At 76.7% G+C, this 15,799-nt stretch carries 9 protein-coding genes and 1 pseudogene; 2 read left to right on the forward strand and 8 right to left on the reverse strand.

Annotated features, from left to right (window positions below; all coding sequences use genetic code 11):
* Positions 1 to 39: 39 nt before the first annotated feature.
* Positions 40 to 1,434, forward strand: a complete 1,395-nt coding sequence (locus AVL61_RS18630) for a phosphotransferase (RefSeq protein ID WP_058874802.1) — start codon at positions 40 to 42, stop codon at positions 1,432 to 1,434.
* Here the strand turns inward: AVL61_RS18630 and AVL61_RS13370 are convergent.
* A complete protein-coding gene (locus AVL61_RS13370) occupies positions 1,410 to 4,898 on the reverse strand; it encodes an ATP-dependent helicase (RefSeq protein WP_058874803.1) in 3,489 nt (1,162 codons plus the stop codon). The genes AVL61_RS18630 and AVL61_RS13370 overlap by 25 nt on opposite strands.
* A gap of 50 nt (positions 4,899 to 4,948) precedes the next feature.
* Positions 4,949 to 8,437, reverse strand: coding sequence for an ATP-dependent helicase (locus tag AVL61_RS13375; protein WP_058874841.1), 3,489 nt, complete (start codon positions 8,435 to 8,437; stop codon positions 4,949 to 4,951).
* 142 nt (positions 8,438 to 8,579) lie between these two features.
* On the opposite strand from AVL61_RS13375, the gene AVL61_RS13380 reads away from it, so the two are divergent.
* Entirely contained in the window at positions 8,580 to 9,434 is an 855-nt protein-coding gene (locus tag AVL61_RS13380) for a 3'-5' exonuclease (RefSeq protein WP_082697153.1), read from the forward strand.
* A gap of 50 nt (positions 9,435 to 9,484) precedes the next feature.
* Here AVL61_RS13380 and hemL read toward each other — a convergent pair whose 3' ends face one another.
* From hemL to hemQ, 6 genes and pseudogenes are all read right to left on the reverse strand, one after another.
* A complete protein-coding gene (hemL, locus tag AVL61_RS13385) occupies positions 9,485 to 10,801 on the reverse strand; it encodes a glutamate-1-semialdehyde 2,1-aminomutase (protein ID WP_058874804.1) in 1,317 nt (438 codons plus the stop codon).
* Between the two features lie 53 nt (positions 10,802 to 10,854).
* Complete coding sequence (hemB, locus tag AVL61_RS18495; protein WP_058874843.1) at positions 10,855 to 11,865, reverse strand: porphobilinogen synthase; 1,011 nt, start codon at positions 11,863 to 11,865, stop codon at positions 10,855 to 10,857.
* Between the two features lie 186 nt (positions 11,866 to 12,051).
* Positions 12,052 to 12,885 (reverse strand): annotated as a pseudogene (locus tag AVL61_RS18500) (uroporphyrinogen-III synthase); the annotation flags it as partial.
* 5 nt (positions 12,886 to 12,890) lie between these two features.
* On the reverse strand, positions 12,891 to 13,844 hold the full coding sequence (gene hemC / locus AVL61_RS13395; RefSeq protein WP_058874844.1) for a hydroxymethylbilane synthase: 954 nt from the start codon (positions 13,842 to 13,844) through the stop codon (positions 12,891 to 12,893).
* The gene (locus AVL61_RS13400; RefSeq protein ID WP_058874805.1) at positions 13,841 to 15,049 is read right to left on the reverse strand and encodes a ferrochelatase; all 1,209 of its coding nucleotides are present in this window, start codon (positions 15,047 to 15,049) and stop codon (positions 13,841 to 13,843) included. Before AVL61_RS13400 ends, hemC begins: the two co-directional genes overlap by 4 nt.
* Positions 15,046 to 15,798, reverse strand: a complete 753-nt coding sequence (gene hemQ / locus AVL61_RS13405) for a hydrogen peroxide-dependent heme synthase (protein ID WP_058874806.1) — start codon at positions 15,796 to 15,798, stop codon at positions 15,046 to 15,048. The genes AVL61_RS13400 and hemQ overlap by 4 nt, the downstream gene beginning before the upstream one ends.
* Between the last annotated feature and the right edge of the window lies 1 nt (position 15,799).

A 15,799-nucleotide genomic window follows, 5' to 3' on the forward strand; every position in this document is an offset into this window, starting at 1 on the left:
GGCCGCTCTCCCCGCCGGGCCTCTTGTAGGGTGGACGCCGTGAGCACGTCCCTCGAGCACCTGGCCGCCGTCGCCGCCGCAGGCGTCCCCGGACTCGCGCCCGTGGCCGTGGGACCCTCCCCCGACGACGACGCCGACTTCCGGTCCGCCGTGGTGGTCGACGCGGCCGGCCGGCGCTGGCGGGTGCGCTCCCCGCTGAGTCCCGAGGCGAGCGTGCGCCTGGAGACCGAGCACCTGGTGCTCCGCTCCTTCACCCCGGCCGTCCGGTCCCGCCTCCCGTTCCTGGTCCCCACCGCCGCGGGCTCCGTGGCCCACGGCGACCTGCACGCCTTCGTGCACTCCCACATCGAGGGCGCCCCGCTGGACATCGACGCGCTGGCCCGCATGGCCGCGGAGCCGGACCCGGAGCACCACCGGCACGTGCCCAGCGCCGATCCGCCCCCCACGCTCACCGTGCAGCTCGGGCGGCTGCTGGCCGCGATCCACGCCCTGCCGCCCGCCCTGGTCCTGGACGCGGACCTGCCCGGCTACACCGCCGAGCAGTGCCGGACGCGCCGGGTCGCGGAGCTGCGCCGGGCTGCCGGGACGCAGCGCGTGCCGGCCGCTCTGCTGCACCGGTGGGAAGGGGTCCTGGAGGACCGCGACGTGTGGCGGTTCGAGCCCCGCGTGGTCCACGGCGACCTGCAGGAGGACGACCTCGTGATCTCCCGCGGGCGGGTGCGCGGGGTGACCGGGTGGACCGATCTGCACGTGGGCGATCCCGCCGAGGACTTCGCGTGGCTCCTCGCGGCACGCGACGCCCGTCTCGCCGAGGGCGTGCTCGAGGCCTACGCCGCGGCCTGCCGCCGCACGTCCTTCCAGGCGCCCGACCGGGAACCGGACCCCCACCTGCTGGACCGCGCCCGGCTGGACGCGGAGCTCGCTCTCGCCCAGTGGCTGGTGCGCGCCGTGGACCGCGGCGCGGACGACCTGGTGGCCGACGCGGAGCAGATGCTCGCCACCCTCGAGCAGGACGTCGCCCGGCTCCCGGACCAGGCACGGGGTGCCGGGTCCCCGGAGCACCCGGCGGAGCTCTCCGTGCCGCACGGGGACCAGCGCCCCCGGCCGGCCGGCGGCACCGAGAGTTCCCAGCCGGCCGGCGGCCCCGAGGGTTCCCGTCCGGCGAGCGGCCCCGGGAGCCCTCGACCGGCAGGCGACCCCCAGGGTTCCCGTCCGGCGAGCGGCCCCGGGAGCCCTCGACCGGCAGGCGACCCCCAGGGTTCCCGTCCGGCGAGCGGCCCCGACAGCCCCCGTGCGGTGCACGGCATCGAGGGCTCCCACCGGATGCGTGATCCCGAGGGCCCCGCCCCGGCCGGGGCGCCCGGGCCTCTCCCCGGCCGCACGCCGCGGGAGGGCCCGGAGGGCCCCGCTCAGGGGCGCAGCACCACGTCGTAGGCCTCCCGGACCACCGCCTCGAGCTCCTCGGCCCCGGCGAGGTCGTGCGGGCGGACCACCCGGTCCTCGGCCACGTAGTAGAAGGCGGCGGTGACCTCCTCGAGCGGGACGCCCCGCAACCGGGACCACGCGAGCCGGTACACCGCCAGCTGCGCCGACCGCTCCCGCAGCTCCCGCCCGGCCGGTGCCCGCCCCGTCTTCCAGTCGACCAGCTCCCACGTGCCGTCGCCGTCGCGGAAGACGGCGTCCACCCGGCCCCGCACCGTGATCCCGGCGACCGGGGTCTCGAGGGGGAACTCCACCGCGTACGGCTGCCGGTCCGCCCACGGGCTCGACCGGAACGTCGCGGCGAGCTCGGGGAGGTCGTAGGCCGCGTCGACGTAGTCGTCGGCGGTCCCGGGCAGCTCCCCGGCGTCGAAGATCGCCGAGCTGCCGTAGTACTGCTCGATCCAGGCGTGGAACGTGGTGCCCCGCCGCGCCGCGGTCCCGGGCCGGCGCGGCATGGGCCGGCGCAGGCCCGACACGACCTCGAGCGGGTCGCGCGAGAGCGCCACGAGGGTCGACGCCGAGACGTGGGACGGCATGGGGACGGTCCGCTCCGTCCTGGCGTCCTCGTGCCGGGCCAGCAGGATCTTCGCCTCCTCCGACCACCGGCGCGGGTCGGGCGCGAGCCCGTCCCGCGCCGCGACGCCGAGCAGGTCCTCGACGTCGAGGTCCGCGGTGTCCTCGAACCCGCGCTCCCGCACCGCGCGGGCGGCCCGTTCGAGCACGGCCCGGCGGCCGAGGTGCGGGGGCGGGCTCACGCGCACGGAGCTGTGCCCGCTCTCGTCCGTCACGGTCTCGGTGACCTCGGGACCCTCCAGCGGGTCGTACGGCCACGGAGCGCTCAGCACGGTGGCCGCCGCCGGGTTGCGCGCCCCCTCGGGCACCTCGGCCCAGGGGCCGAGGCGGACGGACGGCTCGGGGCCCTCGGTCAGCGGCGCCAGCTCCGCGACGAACGCGGAGGGCCCCTGGCTCTTCGCGGCCGTGCCCCGGAAGGCGGTGCAGGACAGTTCCAGCACCTCCCGGGCCCGGGTCACGGCCACGTAGGCGAGCCGGCGCTCCTCGTCCTCGGCGTGCTGGGCGGCGAGCTCCAGGTACTCCGCGTGGGACTCCTCGAGGGCCTTCAGGTCGGTCGTGTCCACGGCCCACTGCGGCAGGAACCGGGCGTCACCGCGCAGCGGCCAGGCCAGGGTGCCGGTGTCGAGGGTCCAGCGGGAGGGCTTGTCGGTCGGGAAGTTCCCCGCGTTGAGGCCCGGGACGTAGACGTGGTCCCACTCGAGGCCCTTGGAGGCGTGCACCGTGACGAGCTGCACGGCGTCGTGCCGTGTGCTCTCCGGGCCGGGCTCGAGCCCGTTCTCCTCCGCGAGCGTGACGTCGAGCCACGCGAGGAAGGCCGAGACGTCGCTCGTCGCGGAGAACGCGGTGAAGGACTGTGCCGCCTCCTGGAAGGCGTCCAGGTTGCGCCGCGCCTGGTGGACGGCGCGGTGCGGGTGCGCGGCCACCTCGACGTCGAGGCCGAGGACCGTCTCGACCTCGTGGAGCAGGCTGGGCAGGTCGTCGGAGAGGAAGGAGCGCAGGTGCTCCAGCTCCGCCCGCAGCCTGATCAGGCGTTCCCGCGCGGTCCCGGACAGGCTGCGGCCGTGCGCGGAGGACCAGCCCGGCCGTGGGAGGGTCTCGAGGGCCTCGATCAGCGACGCGTGGTCGGAGAGATCCGGTTCGACGAGGGCGTCCTCCTGGGCCTCCTCCGCGGTCACCGGGCTCTCGAGGTCCTCGGCCCGGCCGGCTCGCGCGGCCTCCGTGCGGCGTCGTTCCAGGTGCGACGCCCAGTCGGCGAGGGCCATGAGGTCCCGGGTGCCGATCCGCCAGCGGGCGCCCGCGAGCAGCCGCACGAGGGCGTCCGAGCGGCCGGGGTCGTCCAGCACCCGGAGGGTCGCGACGACGTCGGAGACCTCCGGCGTGCTGAGCAGCCCGCCCAGGCCCACGACCTCGTAGGGGATGCCCCGGACGGCGAGCTCCCGGCGCACGGGCTCGATCTGGGAGCGCTTGCGGCAGAGCACCGCCATGGTGGGCATCTGGTCCTCCGGCTCGCCGCGGTGCTGCTCCCGGCGGGTCCGGACCCGCTCCGCGAGCGCGACGGCCTCCTCGACGTCGGTCGCCCACCGGCTGATCCGCACCCGCCCGGTGCCCGCACCGGGCCGCGGGGTCAGCTCGGGAACGGCGAGGGAGGACCGGCTGCGCGCCCACGCGGGCAGGGTCCGCAGGGGCGCGGCGATGGTGTTGGCGACGTCGAGGATGCTCGCGTCGTTGCGCCACGCCGTGGTGAGGAAGCTGGGCTCCCCGTCCTGACCGGGGGCCACCGGGAAGGAGTCGTAGAAGCCGAACAGCTGCCCGGAGGACGCCCCGCGGAAGCCGTAGATCGACTGCTGGGGGTCGCCCACGGCCATCACGGAGTGCCCCTGGCCGAAGAGGGCGGCGAAGAGCCGCAGCTGGGCGTGCGAGGTGTCCTGGAACTCGTCGAGCAGCACCACCCGGTGGCGCTCCCGCTCGGTCCGGCGGGCGGCCGGGTCCTGCTCCGCGAGCCGGGCCGCCGCGGAGAGCAGGTCGCCGAAGTCCATGGCCTGGGCCTCGTGCTTGCGCCGGGAGAAGTCGGCCACGAGCTCGGCGAGGACCCACGCGGTGCGCTGGTTGTCCTCGACCTTCTTCAGCTGGGCGCCCAGGGTCTTCTTCCGGCGCCCCGGGGGCGTGGTGGCCAGCGCGCCGAGCAGCTGGGACGCGAAGCGCTCCACGTCCCCCGGGTCCACGAGGTGCTCCGCGCACGCCGAGGCGAGGTCGAGGACGGCGCCGACCATCGTCGACTTCGCGGGCATGGTCTCCAGCAGCTCCCCGGTCCAGGCCTCCACGGTCTGCGCGGCGATCTGCCAGGTCCGGGCCTGGCCCAGCAGCGTGGTGTCCGGCTCGATCCCGATCCGCAGCCCGTAGTTGCGCACGAGCGTGTTGGCGTAGGAGTGGTAGGTGCTGACGGTGGGGTCCTGGGGCGCGGCCGGCAGGTCGTCCTCCTCGGCGTCCACGGGGGCGACGAGCCCCTGGGCGCGCAGCCGGGCGAGCCGGGAGCGCATGCGCTCCCCCAGTTCGCCGGCGGCCTTGCGGGTGAACGTCACGCCGAGGACCTGGTCCGGGGCGACCACGCCGTTGGCCACGAGCCAGACCACGCGGTCGACCATGGTGGCGGTCTTGCCCGAGCCCGCGCCCGCGACGACCAGCCGGGGCGTGAGCGGGGCGGAGATCACCGCTGACTGCTGCGCCGTGGGCCGGTTGCCGCCGAGCAGCTCGGCGAGCTCCTCGGGGCTGTACCGGGGCTCGACGCCGCCGTAGGGGTGCTCGGCCGTGCCGGGCGCGGTGCGGTCGCCGGGGGCGTCGGTCATGGTCGCTGTCGTCTCCTGCTGTCCGGGTGGGAGGGGTCCGGGGTCCGTCCTCACGGTTCGCTCACCTGCCGCCCCTCGGCGCACAGCGGGCAGATCTGCGGCAGCTTGCACCCGTGCCCGTTGAAGGCGCCCTCGGCCTGGTCGTGGCGGGCGGTGAACCGCTCCCCGGCCACGAGCTCCGCGGCCCGGGTGATCAGTTCCCGCGCCCACGTGGCCTCCGGGTCGAGGGGGTCCTGCTGCTGCACGGAGGGGGACTTGGCCCGGGTGCCGAGCTGGACGAGCAGGGCGCCGCCGGAGAGCTCCGTCACGGTGCCGCCGGGCAGCTCGAGGACGGCCTCGTCCGCCCCGGCGACCATGGCCGTGCCCGCCCCCGCCGTCAGCGCCACCTGATAGGCCGCCAGCTGCGGGTGCTCGGCGATCTTCGCCCCGGCCGGCTGGTTCCGTCCGGTCTTGAGGTCGACGACGACGTAGCGGCCCTGCTCGTCCAGCTCCAGGCGGTCCACGCGGCCCCGGAGCAGGGCGTCACGCGCCCGTCCCTGGACGAGCACGCTGAAGGCGCCCTCCACGGAGGCCAGCCGACGGCCGTGCTTGCTGCGGGCGTCCAGGACGTACTGGGCGAACTTGCGCAGCATCTGCCGGGCCCGCTCGAGCTGGACCGCGGACTCCCAGGTGTCCGGCAGGCCCAGCGTGGGCCACCGGCGCTCGAGCTCGGCGACGAGCTCGGAGCCCGCCGCCTCCGGCAGCTCCTCGGCGATGGCGTGCACGAGCGAGCCGAGGCTGCGGCTGAGGTCGGTGGCGGCCTCGGCCCGCGAGGCCGCCACGAACCAGTCGAGCGGGGACCGGTGGATGGTCTCGATCCGGGACGGGGAGACGGGCACGGGGACGCCGTCGTCGAAGACGGGCGCCGTGCTGGAGAGCTCCCCCGCGCCCCACCAGGTGTCGGGGTCGGCGCCCGGCACCGGGCGCGGGGAGGAGGCGATGCGGTGGAGCAGCCGGGCCGCGGCCTCGGAGCGCACCGGGTCCTCCTTGTGCAGCTGGACCCACTGCCGCAGCTCGGCCACGAGGGCGCGCAGCGTCATGGGCCGCGGGGCGTCCACCACGGCCCGGGTGCCGTCCCCGTCCCGGGATCCCGGCGGGTCGACGAGGTCCAGGAACTCCGAGGGCTGCTCGTCCTCGCCCGAGGCCGCCGTGACCACGAGCGTTCCGCAGCTGCGGGAGACCGCGGCGGAGAAGGAGCGCAGCTCGTCGTGGCGGACCTCCCGCATCCGGGTCACCGGGGTGACGCGTGCGGCCTGCTCGACGCCGAGGTCGAGCGCGTCCGTGAGCAGGTCCGCGCCCAGCAGCTGCCCGCGGAGACGGGTGTTGGGCCACACGCCCTCCTGCACGCCGGCCACGAACACCACCGGCCACTGCCGGCCCGCGGCCGTGGCCGGGGTCATGATCTCCACCGTCTCGTCGGTCGGGGCGCGGGCGGCCAGGGTGTCCATGGGCAGGTCCTGGTTGTCGATGTAGTCCAGGAACTGTGCGGGGCTCGCGCCCGGCAGGTGGTCGACGTACCGCTCGGCCGACTCGAACAGGCCCACCACGGCGTCGAGGTCGCGGTCGGCCCGCTCCCCCGCCGGGCCGCCCTCCAGCGCGCGGCGCCGCCAGGACTCGGCGACCCCGGCCGCCTCCCACAGCGCCCACAGGACGGTCTCCGCCGTGGCGCCCTCCTCCCGGAGGGCGCCGGTCCCGGCCGAGAGCATCCGGGCGATCCTGCGGGCCGGCACGGAGCGCACCCCGGAGGCGTCGAGCGCCCCGGGGGCCACGAGGGCCTCCACGAGCAGGTCGTCGCTGGTGCGGACCCCGCCCCCGGCGAGCTCCTCCGCCCGGAGCCGCTGGCGCAGCCGGCGGACGTCCATCGGGGAGGCGCCGCCGATCCGCGAGGTCAGGAGGTCGACGGCCGCCTGGACGGTGAGGGCGCCGAAGTGCCCGTCCGCCCCGCGGTCCCCCGCCGCCCCGGCCGCCTCGGTCACGATGCGCAGGGCGCCCAGCAGGGGGCGCACCGCCGGCTCGTCCCGGACCGGCGTCTCCGCCGCGGAGGTGCTGACGGGCGCGCCGAGGGCGGAGAGCTGGCGCTCGAGGCCCTCCAGGTAGCGGCCGTTGCGCACGACCACGGCCATGTCGGCCAGCGGGACCCCGTGCACGAGGTGGCGCTCGAGGACCTGGTGCGCGATCCAGCGGGCCTCGTGCAGCGGCGACGGGAGCACCACCGTGGTGACCTCGCCCTGCGGCGCACCGGCTCCCGCGCCGGTCCCCGGGCCGCCGGCCGGGGCGTGCTCCGCCGCGGCGCCCGCGGCGTCCGTGAGGGCAGGGGCGTCCTCGGCGTCCAGTGTGTTGTCGGCGTTCTCGGCGTCCGGGGTGTTGTCGGCGTCCGCGGTGCCCTCGAGGGGCAGGAGGGTGCGGGGGTGCCGGGCCCCGGCGACGGCGGGGATCCGCTCGGCCACGCGCTGCCAGACCTCCGCGACGGCCCCGGGCATCCGCCGGCTCGTGCCCAGGGTGTGCCGCCGGAGGGGCCGTGCGGGATCGGCGAGGCGGTCGTCGAGGGTGCGCAGGAGGTCGGGCCGGGCCCCGCGGAAGCCCTGGACCACGGTGTCCGTGCAGACGGTCATGACGGTGTCCCGCCCCCGGCACAGCACGGCGAGCAGCCGGTGGATCGAGGGCGTCGCCTCGTGCAGGTCGTCCACGAGCACGAGCTCGAGCCGCTCCTGCTCGGCCCGCAGGAACTCCGGCTGCTCCTCGAGGACCCGTGCGGCCTCGGTCACGAGGACGGCGGGGTCGTAGGACTCCGGCATCCGCAGCCGGCGCACGGCCAGGTACTCGGCGCGCACCGTGGCGGCCGCCGCCCAGTCCGGGCGCTCCAGGCGCCGGGCGAGGGCGCGGAGGTCGTCGGGGGCGAGGTCGTACTCGGACATCCGGTCGAAGAGCTCGCGCACCTCCTGGCGGAAGCCGCGGGTGCCCAGGGCCTCCCGGAGGTCGGGGGGCCACACGACGGCGGCCCCGAGGCCGGCGGCGTGCCCGGCCATGAGCTCGCCGATGAGCACGTCCTGCTCCGGGCCGGACAGCAGCTTGGGGCCGTGGGCGACGCCCGGGAGCAGCCCCTCGTTCTGCGCCCGCCGGAGGAGGTCGAAGGCGTAGGACTGCCAGGCCCGCACGGGCGGGGAGCTCATGGTCGCGGCGACCGCGGCCGTGAGGTCGTCCCGCAGCCGGGCGGCGGCGAGCCGGGACGGCGTGAGCACGAGCAGCCGGTCCGGGTCGAGACCGTGGCCGATCCGGCGCGCCGCCAGTTCCACGAGCACCCGGGTCCGCCCGGTCCCGGGACCGCCCAGCACGAGCCGGGGGCCGCACCCGGCCGGCAGCGCGGCGATCTCCTCCTGCTCGGGGCCGGGCCGCCACGCGGTGCGCTCCGGCGCGGAGCCGTTCGGGGGCACCAGGTTCCAGCGCACGGCTCCGGGCACGGCGGAGCTCGTGGCGGGGGTGCTGTCCTCGGTGTGCCGCATGAATCCCATCCCATCACGGGACTCCGACGGTCTAAGCCCGCCGCTCCCGGGCGTGCCGGAGGGCCCGCCCCGGTCCCCGGCGGCGCGGCGCCCGGCAGCGGTGGCGCGTCCCGGGTCGGAGGGGGCCGGTACGGTGGGAGCCATGTCCTCGCCCTCAGGCCCCGCCGGCCCCACCGACCAGCTCCCCCTGTTCGACGCCGCCCCGCTGCGCGCGCCGCGGGCCGATCCTCCCGCGGCGGACGACGCCGCGGAGCAGGACGTGCTCTTCGACCTCGGGGCGCCCCCGGGCGCCGGGGAGGAGCCCGCCGCGTGGACGGAGGGCCCCCGCGCCTCGTTCGACCTCGAGACGACCGGCCGCGACCCGCACACGGCCCGCATCGTCACGGCGTCCGTGGTGCGCACCGACGCCGAGGGCGCCGTGACGGACGAGTGGGAGTGGCTGGCGGACCCGGGGGTGGAGATTCCCGAGGAGGCCGCGGCCGTGCACGGGGTGAGCACCGAGCGGGCCCGCGCCGAGGGGCGGCCCGCCGCGGAGGTGGTCGCGGAGATCGCCGGCGTCCTGGACGCCCTCTTCGCCGCGGGCACGCCCGTGCTGGTGTTCAACGCCTCGTACGACTTCACGGTCCTCGCCCACGAGGGCCGGCGCCACGGGATCGAGGTGCCGCGGCCCTTCCCGGTGCTGGACCCCTACGTGCTCAACAAGCAGGTGCACCGGTACCGGCGCGGCAAGCGCACCCTCGGGGCGCTGTGCGAGGAGTACGGCGTCGAGCTCACCGCGGCGCACACCTCCGCGGCGGACTCGCTCGCCACGGAGCGGCTCGCGGTGCTGATGGCCCGCCGCTTCCCCGAGCTGGTGCGCCCCGCGGCCGCGCTGCACGCCGACCAGGTCGGGTGGGCCGCCGAGCAGGCCGCGAGCCTGCAGGAGTACTTCCGCAGGACCCGGCCGGACGCCGTGGTGGACGGCGCCTGGCCGTTCCGCCGCCCCGAGGACGCCTGAGCGCTCCCGAGGACGCCTGAGCGCGCCCGGGACGGCGGCGCGGCCCCGGGTCAGGCGGCGGGCCGGGCCTCGGCGGCCGCGCGGGCCGCGGCGGGCAGGGCGGAGACGATCCGGTCCATCGCGGCGTCGTCGTGCGCGGCGGAGAGGAACCACGCCTCGAACACCGACGGCGGCAGGTAGACCCCCTGGTCGAGCATCGCGTGGAAGAACGCCGGGTAGCGGAACGTCTCCTGCGCTTTGGCCTGCGCGTAGTCGTGCACGCCGGTGGCGGAAGTGCCGAAGGCGACCGAGAACAGGCTGCCGGCCGACTGGATCGAGTGGTCCACCCCGGCCTCCGTCAGCGCGGCGCGCACCGCGTCCTGGAGTTGCGCCGAGCGCCGGTCGACGGTCTGGTAGGCGATCCGGTCCGCGGTGCGCAGGGTCGCCGCCCCCGCCGCCATCGCCACCGGGTTCCCGGACAGGGTGCCGGCCTGGTAGACGGGGCCCAGGGGCGCCAGGTGGTTCATGACCGCGGCCCGTCCGCCCACCCCGGCGACCGGCAGGCCGCCGCCGATGACCTTGCCGAACATGAACAGGTCGGGCTCCCAGCCGTCCTCGCCGGCGGCGGTGAGGCCCCAGTAGCCGGCCTCGTGCACGCGGAAGCCGGTCAGGACCTCGTCGAAGATCATCAGGGCCCCGTGCTCGCGGGTGATCCGGCGCAGCCCCGCGTTGAAGCCCTCGCCGGGGGTGACCACGCCCATGTTGGCGGGCGCGCCCTCGGTGATGACGGCGGCGATCCGGCCCGGGTGCGCGGCGAAGGCCTCCTCCACGGCGGCGAGGTCGTTGTAGGGCAGCACCAGGGTCTCGGCCGCGGTGGCCGCGGTGACCCCGGCGGAGCCCGGCAGGGCGAGGGTCGCGACGCCGGATCCCGCCTCGGACAGCAGGGAGTCCACGTGCCCGTGGTAGCACCCGGCGAACTTCACGACGAGGTCCCGGCCGGTCACGCCGCGCGCCAGGCGGATCGCGGTCATGGCCGCCTCGGTGCCGGTCGAGACCATGCGCAGCTCGTCGATCGCGCCGACCCGCTCGACCACGAGCTCGGCCAGCTCGGTCTCGCCGCGCGTGGTCGCCCCGAAGGACAGGCCGCGCTCCACGGCCTCGTGCACGGCCTCGATGACGGCCGGGTGGGAGTGCCCGACGAGGGCGGGCCCCCACGAGCTGACGAGGTCGACGTACTCGCGGCCGTCGGCGTCGGTGAGGTACGGGCCCTTGGCCGCGGTGATGAAGGGCGGGGTCCCGCCCACGGACGCGAAGGCCCGCACCGGGGAGTTGACCCCGCCGGGCATGACCTTGCGCGCGCGGTCGAAGAGTTCCTGGGAAACGCTCATGGGTTCTGTCTGCTTCCTTTCGCCGGGGCTGCCGGCTCGGGGGACGGTGGGGGTCAGGAGAGGCCGTTCTCGTCGCGGAACCAGTCCGCGAGCTCGACGGCGAAGTAGGTGAGCACGGAGTCGGCGCCCGCACGGCGGATGGACAGCACGGACTCCTGGATCGCCGCCCTCCGGTCGATCCAGCCGTTGGCGGCGGCGGCCTCGATCATGGCGTACTCGCCGGAGATCTGGTACGCGGCCACGGGCACCGGGGAGACCTCGGCCACGTCGCGGAGGATGTCGAGGTAGCTCATGGCCGGTTTGACCATGACCATGTCGGCGCCCTCGTCCAGGTCCAGCTGCAGCTCGTGCAGCGCCTCCCGGCGGTTCGCGGGATCCATCTGGTAGGTGCGGCGGTCGCCCTGGAGCTGGGAGTCGACGGCCTCGCGGAACGGGCCGTAGAACGCGGAGGAGTACTTCGCGGAGTAGGCCAGGACGGCGACGTCGGGGTGCCCGGCCTCGTCGAGGGCCGAGCGGATCACGCCGACCTGGCCGTCCATCATGCCGGAGGGGCCGAGCACGTGGGCACCCGCTTCGGCCTGGGCCACGGCCATCCGGCCGTAGATCTCCAGGGTCGCGTCGTTGTCCACGGTCCCGTCCTCGGCGAGGACGCCGCAGTGGCCGTGGTCGGTGAACTCGTCCAGGCACAGGTCGGCCATGACCACGAGGTCGTCGCCGACCTCGGCGCGGACGGCCCGCAGCGCCCGGTTCAGGATCCCCTCGGGGTCGCACCCGGCGCTGCCCTCGGGGTCCCGCTCGGCGGGCACGCCGAAGACCATGAACCCGCCGAGACCCTTGGCCGCCGCCTCCGCGGCGGCGCGCCGGAGCGAGTCCAGGGAGTGCTGGACGACCCCCGGCATGGAGCCGAGCGGGGCGGGCTCGGAGAGGCCCTCCCGGACGAACACGGGCAGGATCAGGTCGGACGGGTGGACCCTGGTCTGCGCGGCGAGCCGCCGGACGGCGGGGGTGGTGCGCAGGCGGCGGGGGCGGGAGACCAGGTCGTAGCGCGGGGTTCGGTGGGTCACGGAGTTCGTCTCCTCGGTCGTCGGGATCGGTGTCGGTGTCGGCGGCGCCGCGGAGTCCGGCGCGGCGGGTGCCGGCGCGGCCGGGTGCGGGGCCGGTGGAGCGGTGCGGGCGGTCCGCGGGGCGGGGCGGGCGGCAGGTGCCCGGTCCGCGAGGGCCCGGGCGAGGGCGTCGCGGATCCCCTCGGGGGTGGGCAGGGCGGCGGCCACGGAGGGCAGGCCGAGGTCGGCGGCGGCGCGGCGCGTGGGCTCGCCGATGGCCACGAGGACGGGGCCCGCCAGGACGCCGGGGTCGTCGCCGACGAGCTCGGCCAGGTGGGACGGCGCCGTGAGCACCACGGCGTCGGCCTCGCCCGCGGCCAGGGCCGCCAGCAGGTCCGACCGGTGCAGCTCCTCGACGTCCTCGTCCGGGGCCGGCCGCACGAGGGGCGCGGCGGCCGGCCAGGGCACGGTCTCGTACGCCGTGGCCGTCAGGACCCGGTACCCCCGCCCGGTCAGGCCGGTCTCGAGCGCGGGCCGCGCCCGGGCGGAGAGCGGCAGCAGGACCGTGCCGGGGTCGGGCTCCGGCGGCCAGTCGGCGAGCAGCCCGGCGGCCGAGTGGGCGGTGCCGGGCACGAGGTCCGGCGGCAGCCCGGCCGTGGTGAGGGCCGCGGCCGTGGCGTCCCCCACCGCGGCCACGCGCAGACCGGCCCGCCGTGCCGCCGCGATCCGGTCGCCGAGCCCCGCACCGGCCGGGTCGCCGGCGACCGCGCGCAGCGCCCGGACCGTGGTCACGGAGGTCACCGCCAGCCAGGTCCGGGCGGCGGGCCCCGGGTCCGCCGCCCGGTCGAGGAGGGCGGTCACGGGGCGGGTGTCCCGGGGCAGGGTGGCCTCGAGCAGCGGGGCGAGCCGGACCCGGGCCCCGTGCCCGTGCAGCAGGTCCACGAGCTCCCGGGCCCGGTCCGCGGAGCGGGTCACGACGACCCTGGCCCCGCGCAGGGCGGCGGGGTCGGCGGAGCGGTCGGCGGGGCCGGGGCGCGGCACGGGGCTCAGAGCGTCAACCGGGCCAGCCGGCCGGCGCCGTCGGCGAGCAGCTCGTCGCCCAGCCGGAAGCCGAGCGCCCGGGCGGCGTCCACGCCGCGCTCCGCGGTGCGGCCGCTGCGGCGCATGACCCGGCTGCCGTCCGGGTCGGCCACGACGACGTCGAGCACGAGCACGCCGTCCTCGATCCGCGCGAGGGTGCCCACGGGGGCCGCGCAGCCGGCCTCGAGCCGGGTCAGCAGCGCCCGTTCCGCGGTCACGGCGAGGCGGGTCTCCAGGTGGTCCACCGCGGCGAGGGCGGCGGCGAGCGGAGCGTCCCCCGAGGCGTCCTCGGTGCGGCACTCCAGGGCGAGGGCCCCCTGCCCGGGAGCGGGGAGCATGACGGACGGGTCGATCAGCTCGGTGATCGCGTCCTCCAGCCCGAGCCGCCGCAGCCCGGAGGCGGCGAGCACCACGGCGTCGAGGTCGCCGGGGGCCACCCGCCCCAGCCGGGTGCCCACGTTGCCGCGGATGTCGACGATCTCGAGGTCCGGGCGCGCCGCGCGCAGCTGCGCCGCGCGGCGCGGGGAGCCGGTGCCGACCGCGGCCCCGGCGGGCAGGCCGGTAAGGGTCAGCCCGTCGCGGGCGCACAGGGCGTCCCGGGGGTCCTCCCGCTCCGGCACCGCGGCGACCTCGAGGCCGGGCACGGGCGCGGTGGGCAGGTCCTTGAGGGAGTGCACGGCCAGGTCCACGGAGCCGGCGAGCAGCGCGGCCCGCAGGGCCGTGGCGAAGACCCCGGTGCCGCCCATCTGGGACAGGGGTCCGGTGAGGACGTCGCCCTCGGTGCGGATGGTGACGAGCTCCGGCTCCAGCCCGCCGGCCGCCGCGACGGCGCGGGCCGCCGTGCCGGTCTGCGTGAGCGCGAGCCGGGAGCCGCGGGTCCCGACCCGGAACGACGGAAGCTCCTGTGCCGCGGCCGTCATGCCCACCTCACCTCCCCGGCCTCGTCGAGGTCGACCGGGAGGGGCTCTCCGTGGGGGCGCTGGGCGATGGTCGGGCGAGGTCCGGCGGCGCCGCGCAGCACCTTGACGCAGCAGTCCGGGGCGCAGTCGTCGAACCACGTGCCCGAGGCGCAGGCGGAGACCCGCGGCGGGGAGGCGCGTCCGGCGACGCGCTGCTCCACGAGGTCCGCGAGCCCGGCCACGAACGCCGGGTGGGTGCCCGCGGTGGGGGTGCGCACCGCCGGCAGGCCGAGCCGCTCGCAGGTCTCCAGGGCCTCGGTGTCGAGGTCCCACTTGACCTCCATGTGGTCGGAGACGAAGCCCAGCGGCACGAGCACCACGCCGGCGACCCCGCGCCCGGCGACCTCCTCGAGCGCGTCGTTGACGTCCGGCTCGAGCCACGGCACCTGCGGGGGCCCGGAGCGGGACTGGTAGACGAGGTCCCAGGTGTGGTCCCCCAGCTCCTCCGGTCCCACGCGCTCGAGCACGGTCCGGGCGACGGCCAGGTGCTGGGCCACGTAGGCGGAGTTCTCCTCGAAGTCCATCCGCGCCGGCCCGGACGCCTCGGCGTCGGTGGTCGGGATGGAGTGCGTGCAGAACAGGACCGCGATCCTGCCGCCCTCGGCGCCCAGCTGCCCGCGGACCTGCGCGAGGCCCTCCCGGAGGCCCTCGACGAAGGGCTGCACGAAGCCCTCCGAGTCGTAGTACTGGTGGACCTTGTCCACCTGCATCTCCTCCGTGAGGCCGAGCTCCTCGAGCGCCACCCCGTAGTCCTCGCGGTACTGGCGGCAGCCGGAGTAGCTGGAGTAGGCGCTGGTGGCGAGCACCAGGAGCCGGCGCATCCCGCGGGCGTGGCACTCCCGCACGACGTCCGCCACGTAGGGCGCCCAGTTGCGGTTGGCCCACAGCACGGGCACGCTCAGGCCCCGGCCGAGCAGCTCGGCCTCGAGGGCGGCGCGCAGCGCGCGGTTCTGGGCGTTGATGGGGCTCACGCCGCCGTTGGCCCGGTAGTGGGTGGCGACCTCCTCGAGCCGTTCGTCGGGGATGCCGCGGCCCCGCGTGACGTTGCGCAGGAACGGCAGGACGTCGTCCTGCCCCTCCGGGCCGCCGAAGGACGACAGGACCACGGCGTCGTACTGCTCGGGCGCGTGCGCCCGGGCCCGTGACAGGGCGTTCTCGGCGCTCAACGGAGCACCTCCGCGAGCTCCTCGGAGCGGACCCGGCGCCCCGTGTAGAACGGCGTCTCCTCGCGCACGTGCAGCCGTGCCTCCGTGTTGCGGAAGGCCCGCATGACGTCGACGAGGTCCACCAGCTCGGGGGCCTCGAGCGCGAGCAGCCACTCGTAGTCGTTGAGCCCGAAGCACGCGATGGTGTTCGCGAGCACCTGCGGGTAGTCGCGCGCCGCCATGCCGTGGTTGCGCAGCATCTCGGCGCGGCGCTGGGCGTTCATGTAGTACCACTCGTAGGAGCGCACGAACGGGTAGACGCAGACCCAGTCCTCGGGGGCGAGGCCGCGGGCGAAGGACGGCGAGTGGTTCCGGGTGAACTCGGCGTCCCGGTGGACGCCCATCGCGTTCCAGGCCTGCGCGGTGCCGGCCAGCAGCTCCGTGCGGCGGAGCCGGCGGACCGCGGACTGGAGCACCTGGGGGTCGTCGCCGTGCAGCCACGTCAGGACGTCGGCGTCCTCGCGCATCCCCGAGACGTCGTAGGCGCCGCGCAGCGTCACGCCCTCGTCCGCCAGCTGCTCGACCACGCCGTCGAACTCGGCGGCCGCCGAGGCGTCGTCGCCGGCCGTCCGGGCCCCGGCGCCGCCGGCGGGACGGGCGAACACGGACCAGACGGCCCAGTGCAGCTGCTCCGCGCCCCCGTCCTGCGTCGGCTCGGGCCGGGCGGCCGGACGGTCGCCGTTCTCGTGGGAGCTGGTGTCGTGGGACAAG

This window comes from Kocuria rosea subsp. polaris (genome assembly GCF_001483755.1).
Taxonomy (GTDB): Bacteria; Actinomycetota; Actinomycetes; order Actinomycetales; family Micrococcaceae; genus Kocuria; species Kocuria cellulosilytica.

What these genes read in the sequence shown, in the direction of transcription:
- AVL61_RS13375 (WP_058874841.1), bottom strand. Translation starts at nt 8,437, where the DNA reads ATGCGGCACACCGAGGACAGCACCCCCGCCACGAGCTCCGCCGTGCCC.
- AVL61_RS13380 (WP_082697153.1), top strand. Translation starts at nt 8,580, where the DNA reads ATGTCCTCGCCCTCAGGCCCCGCCGGCCCCACCGACCAGCTCCCCCTG.
- hemC (WP_058874844.1), bottom strand. Translation starts at nt 13,844, where the DNA reads ATGACGGCCGCGGCACAGGAGCTTCCGTCGTTCCGGGTCGGGACCCGC.
- hemL (WP_058874804.1), bottom strand. Translation starts at nt 10,801, where the DNA reads ATGAGCGTTTCCCAGGAACTCTTCGACCGCGCGCGCAAGGTCATGCCC.
- AVL61_RS13370 (WP_058874803.1), bottom strand. Translation starts at nt 4,898, where the DNA reads ATGACCGACGCCCCCGGCGACCGCACCGCGCCCGGCACGGCCGAGCAC.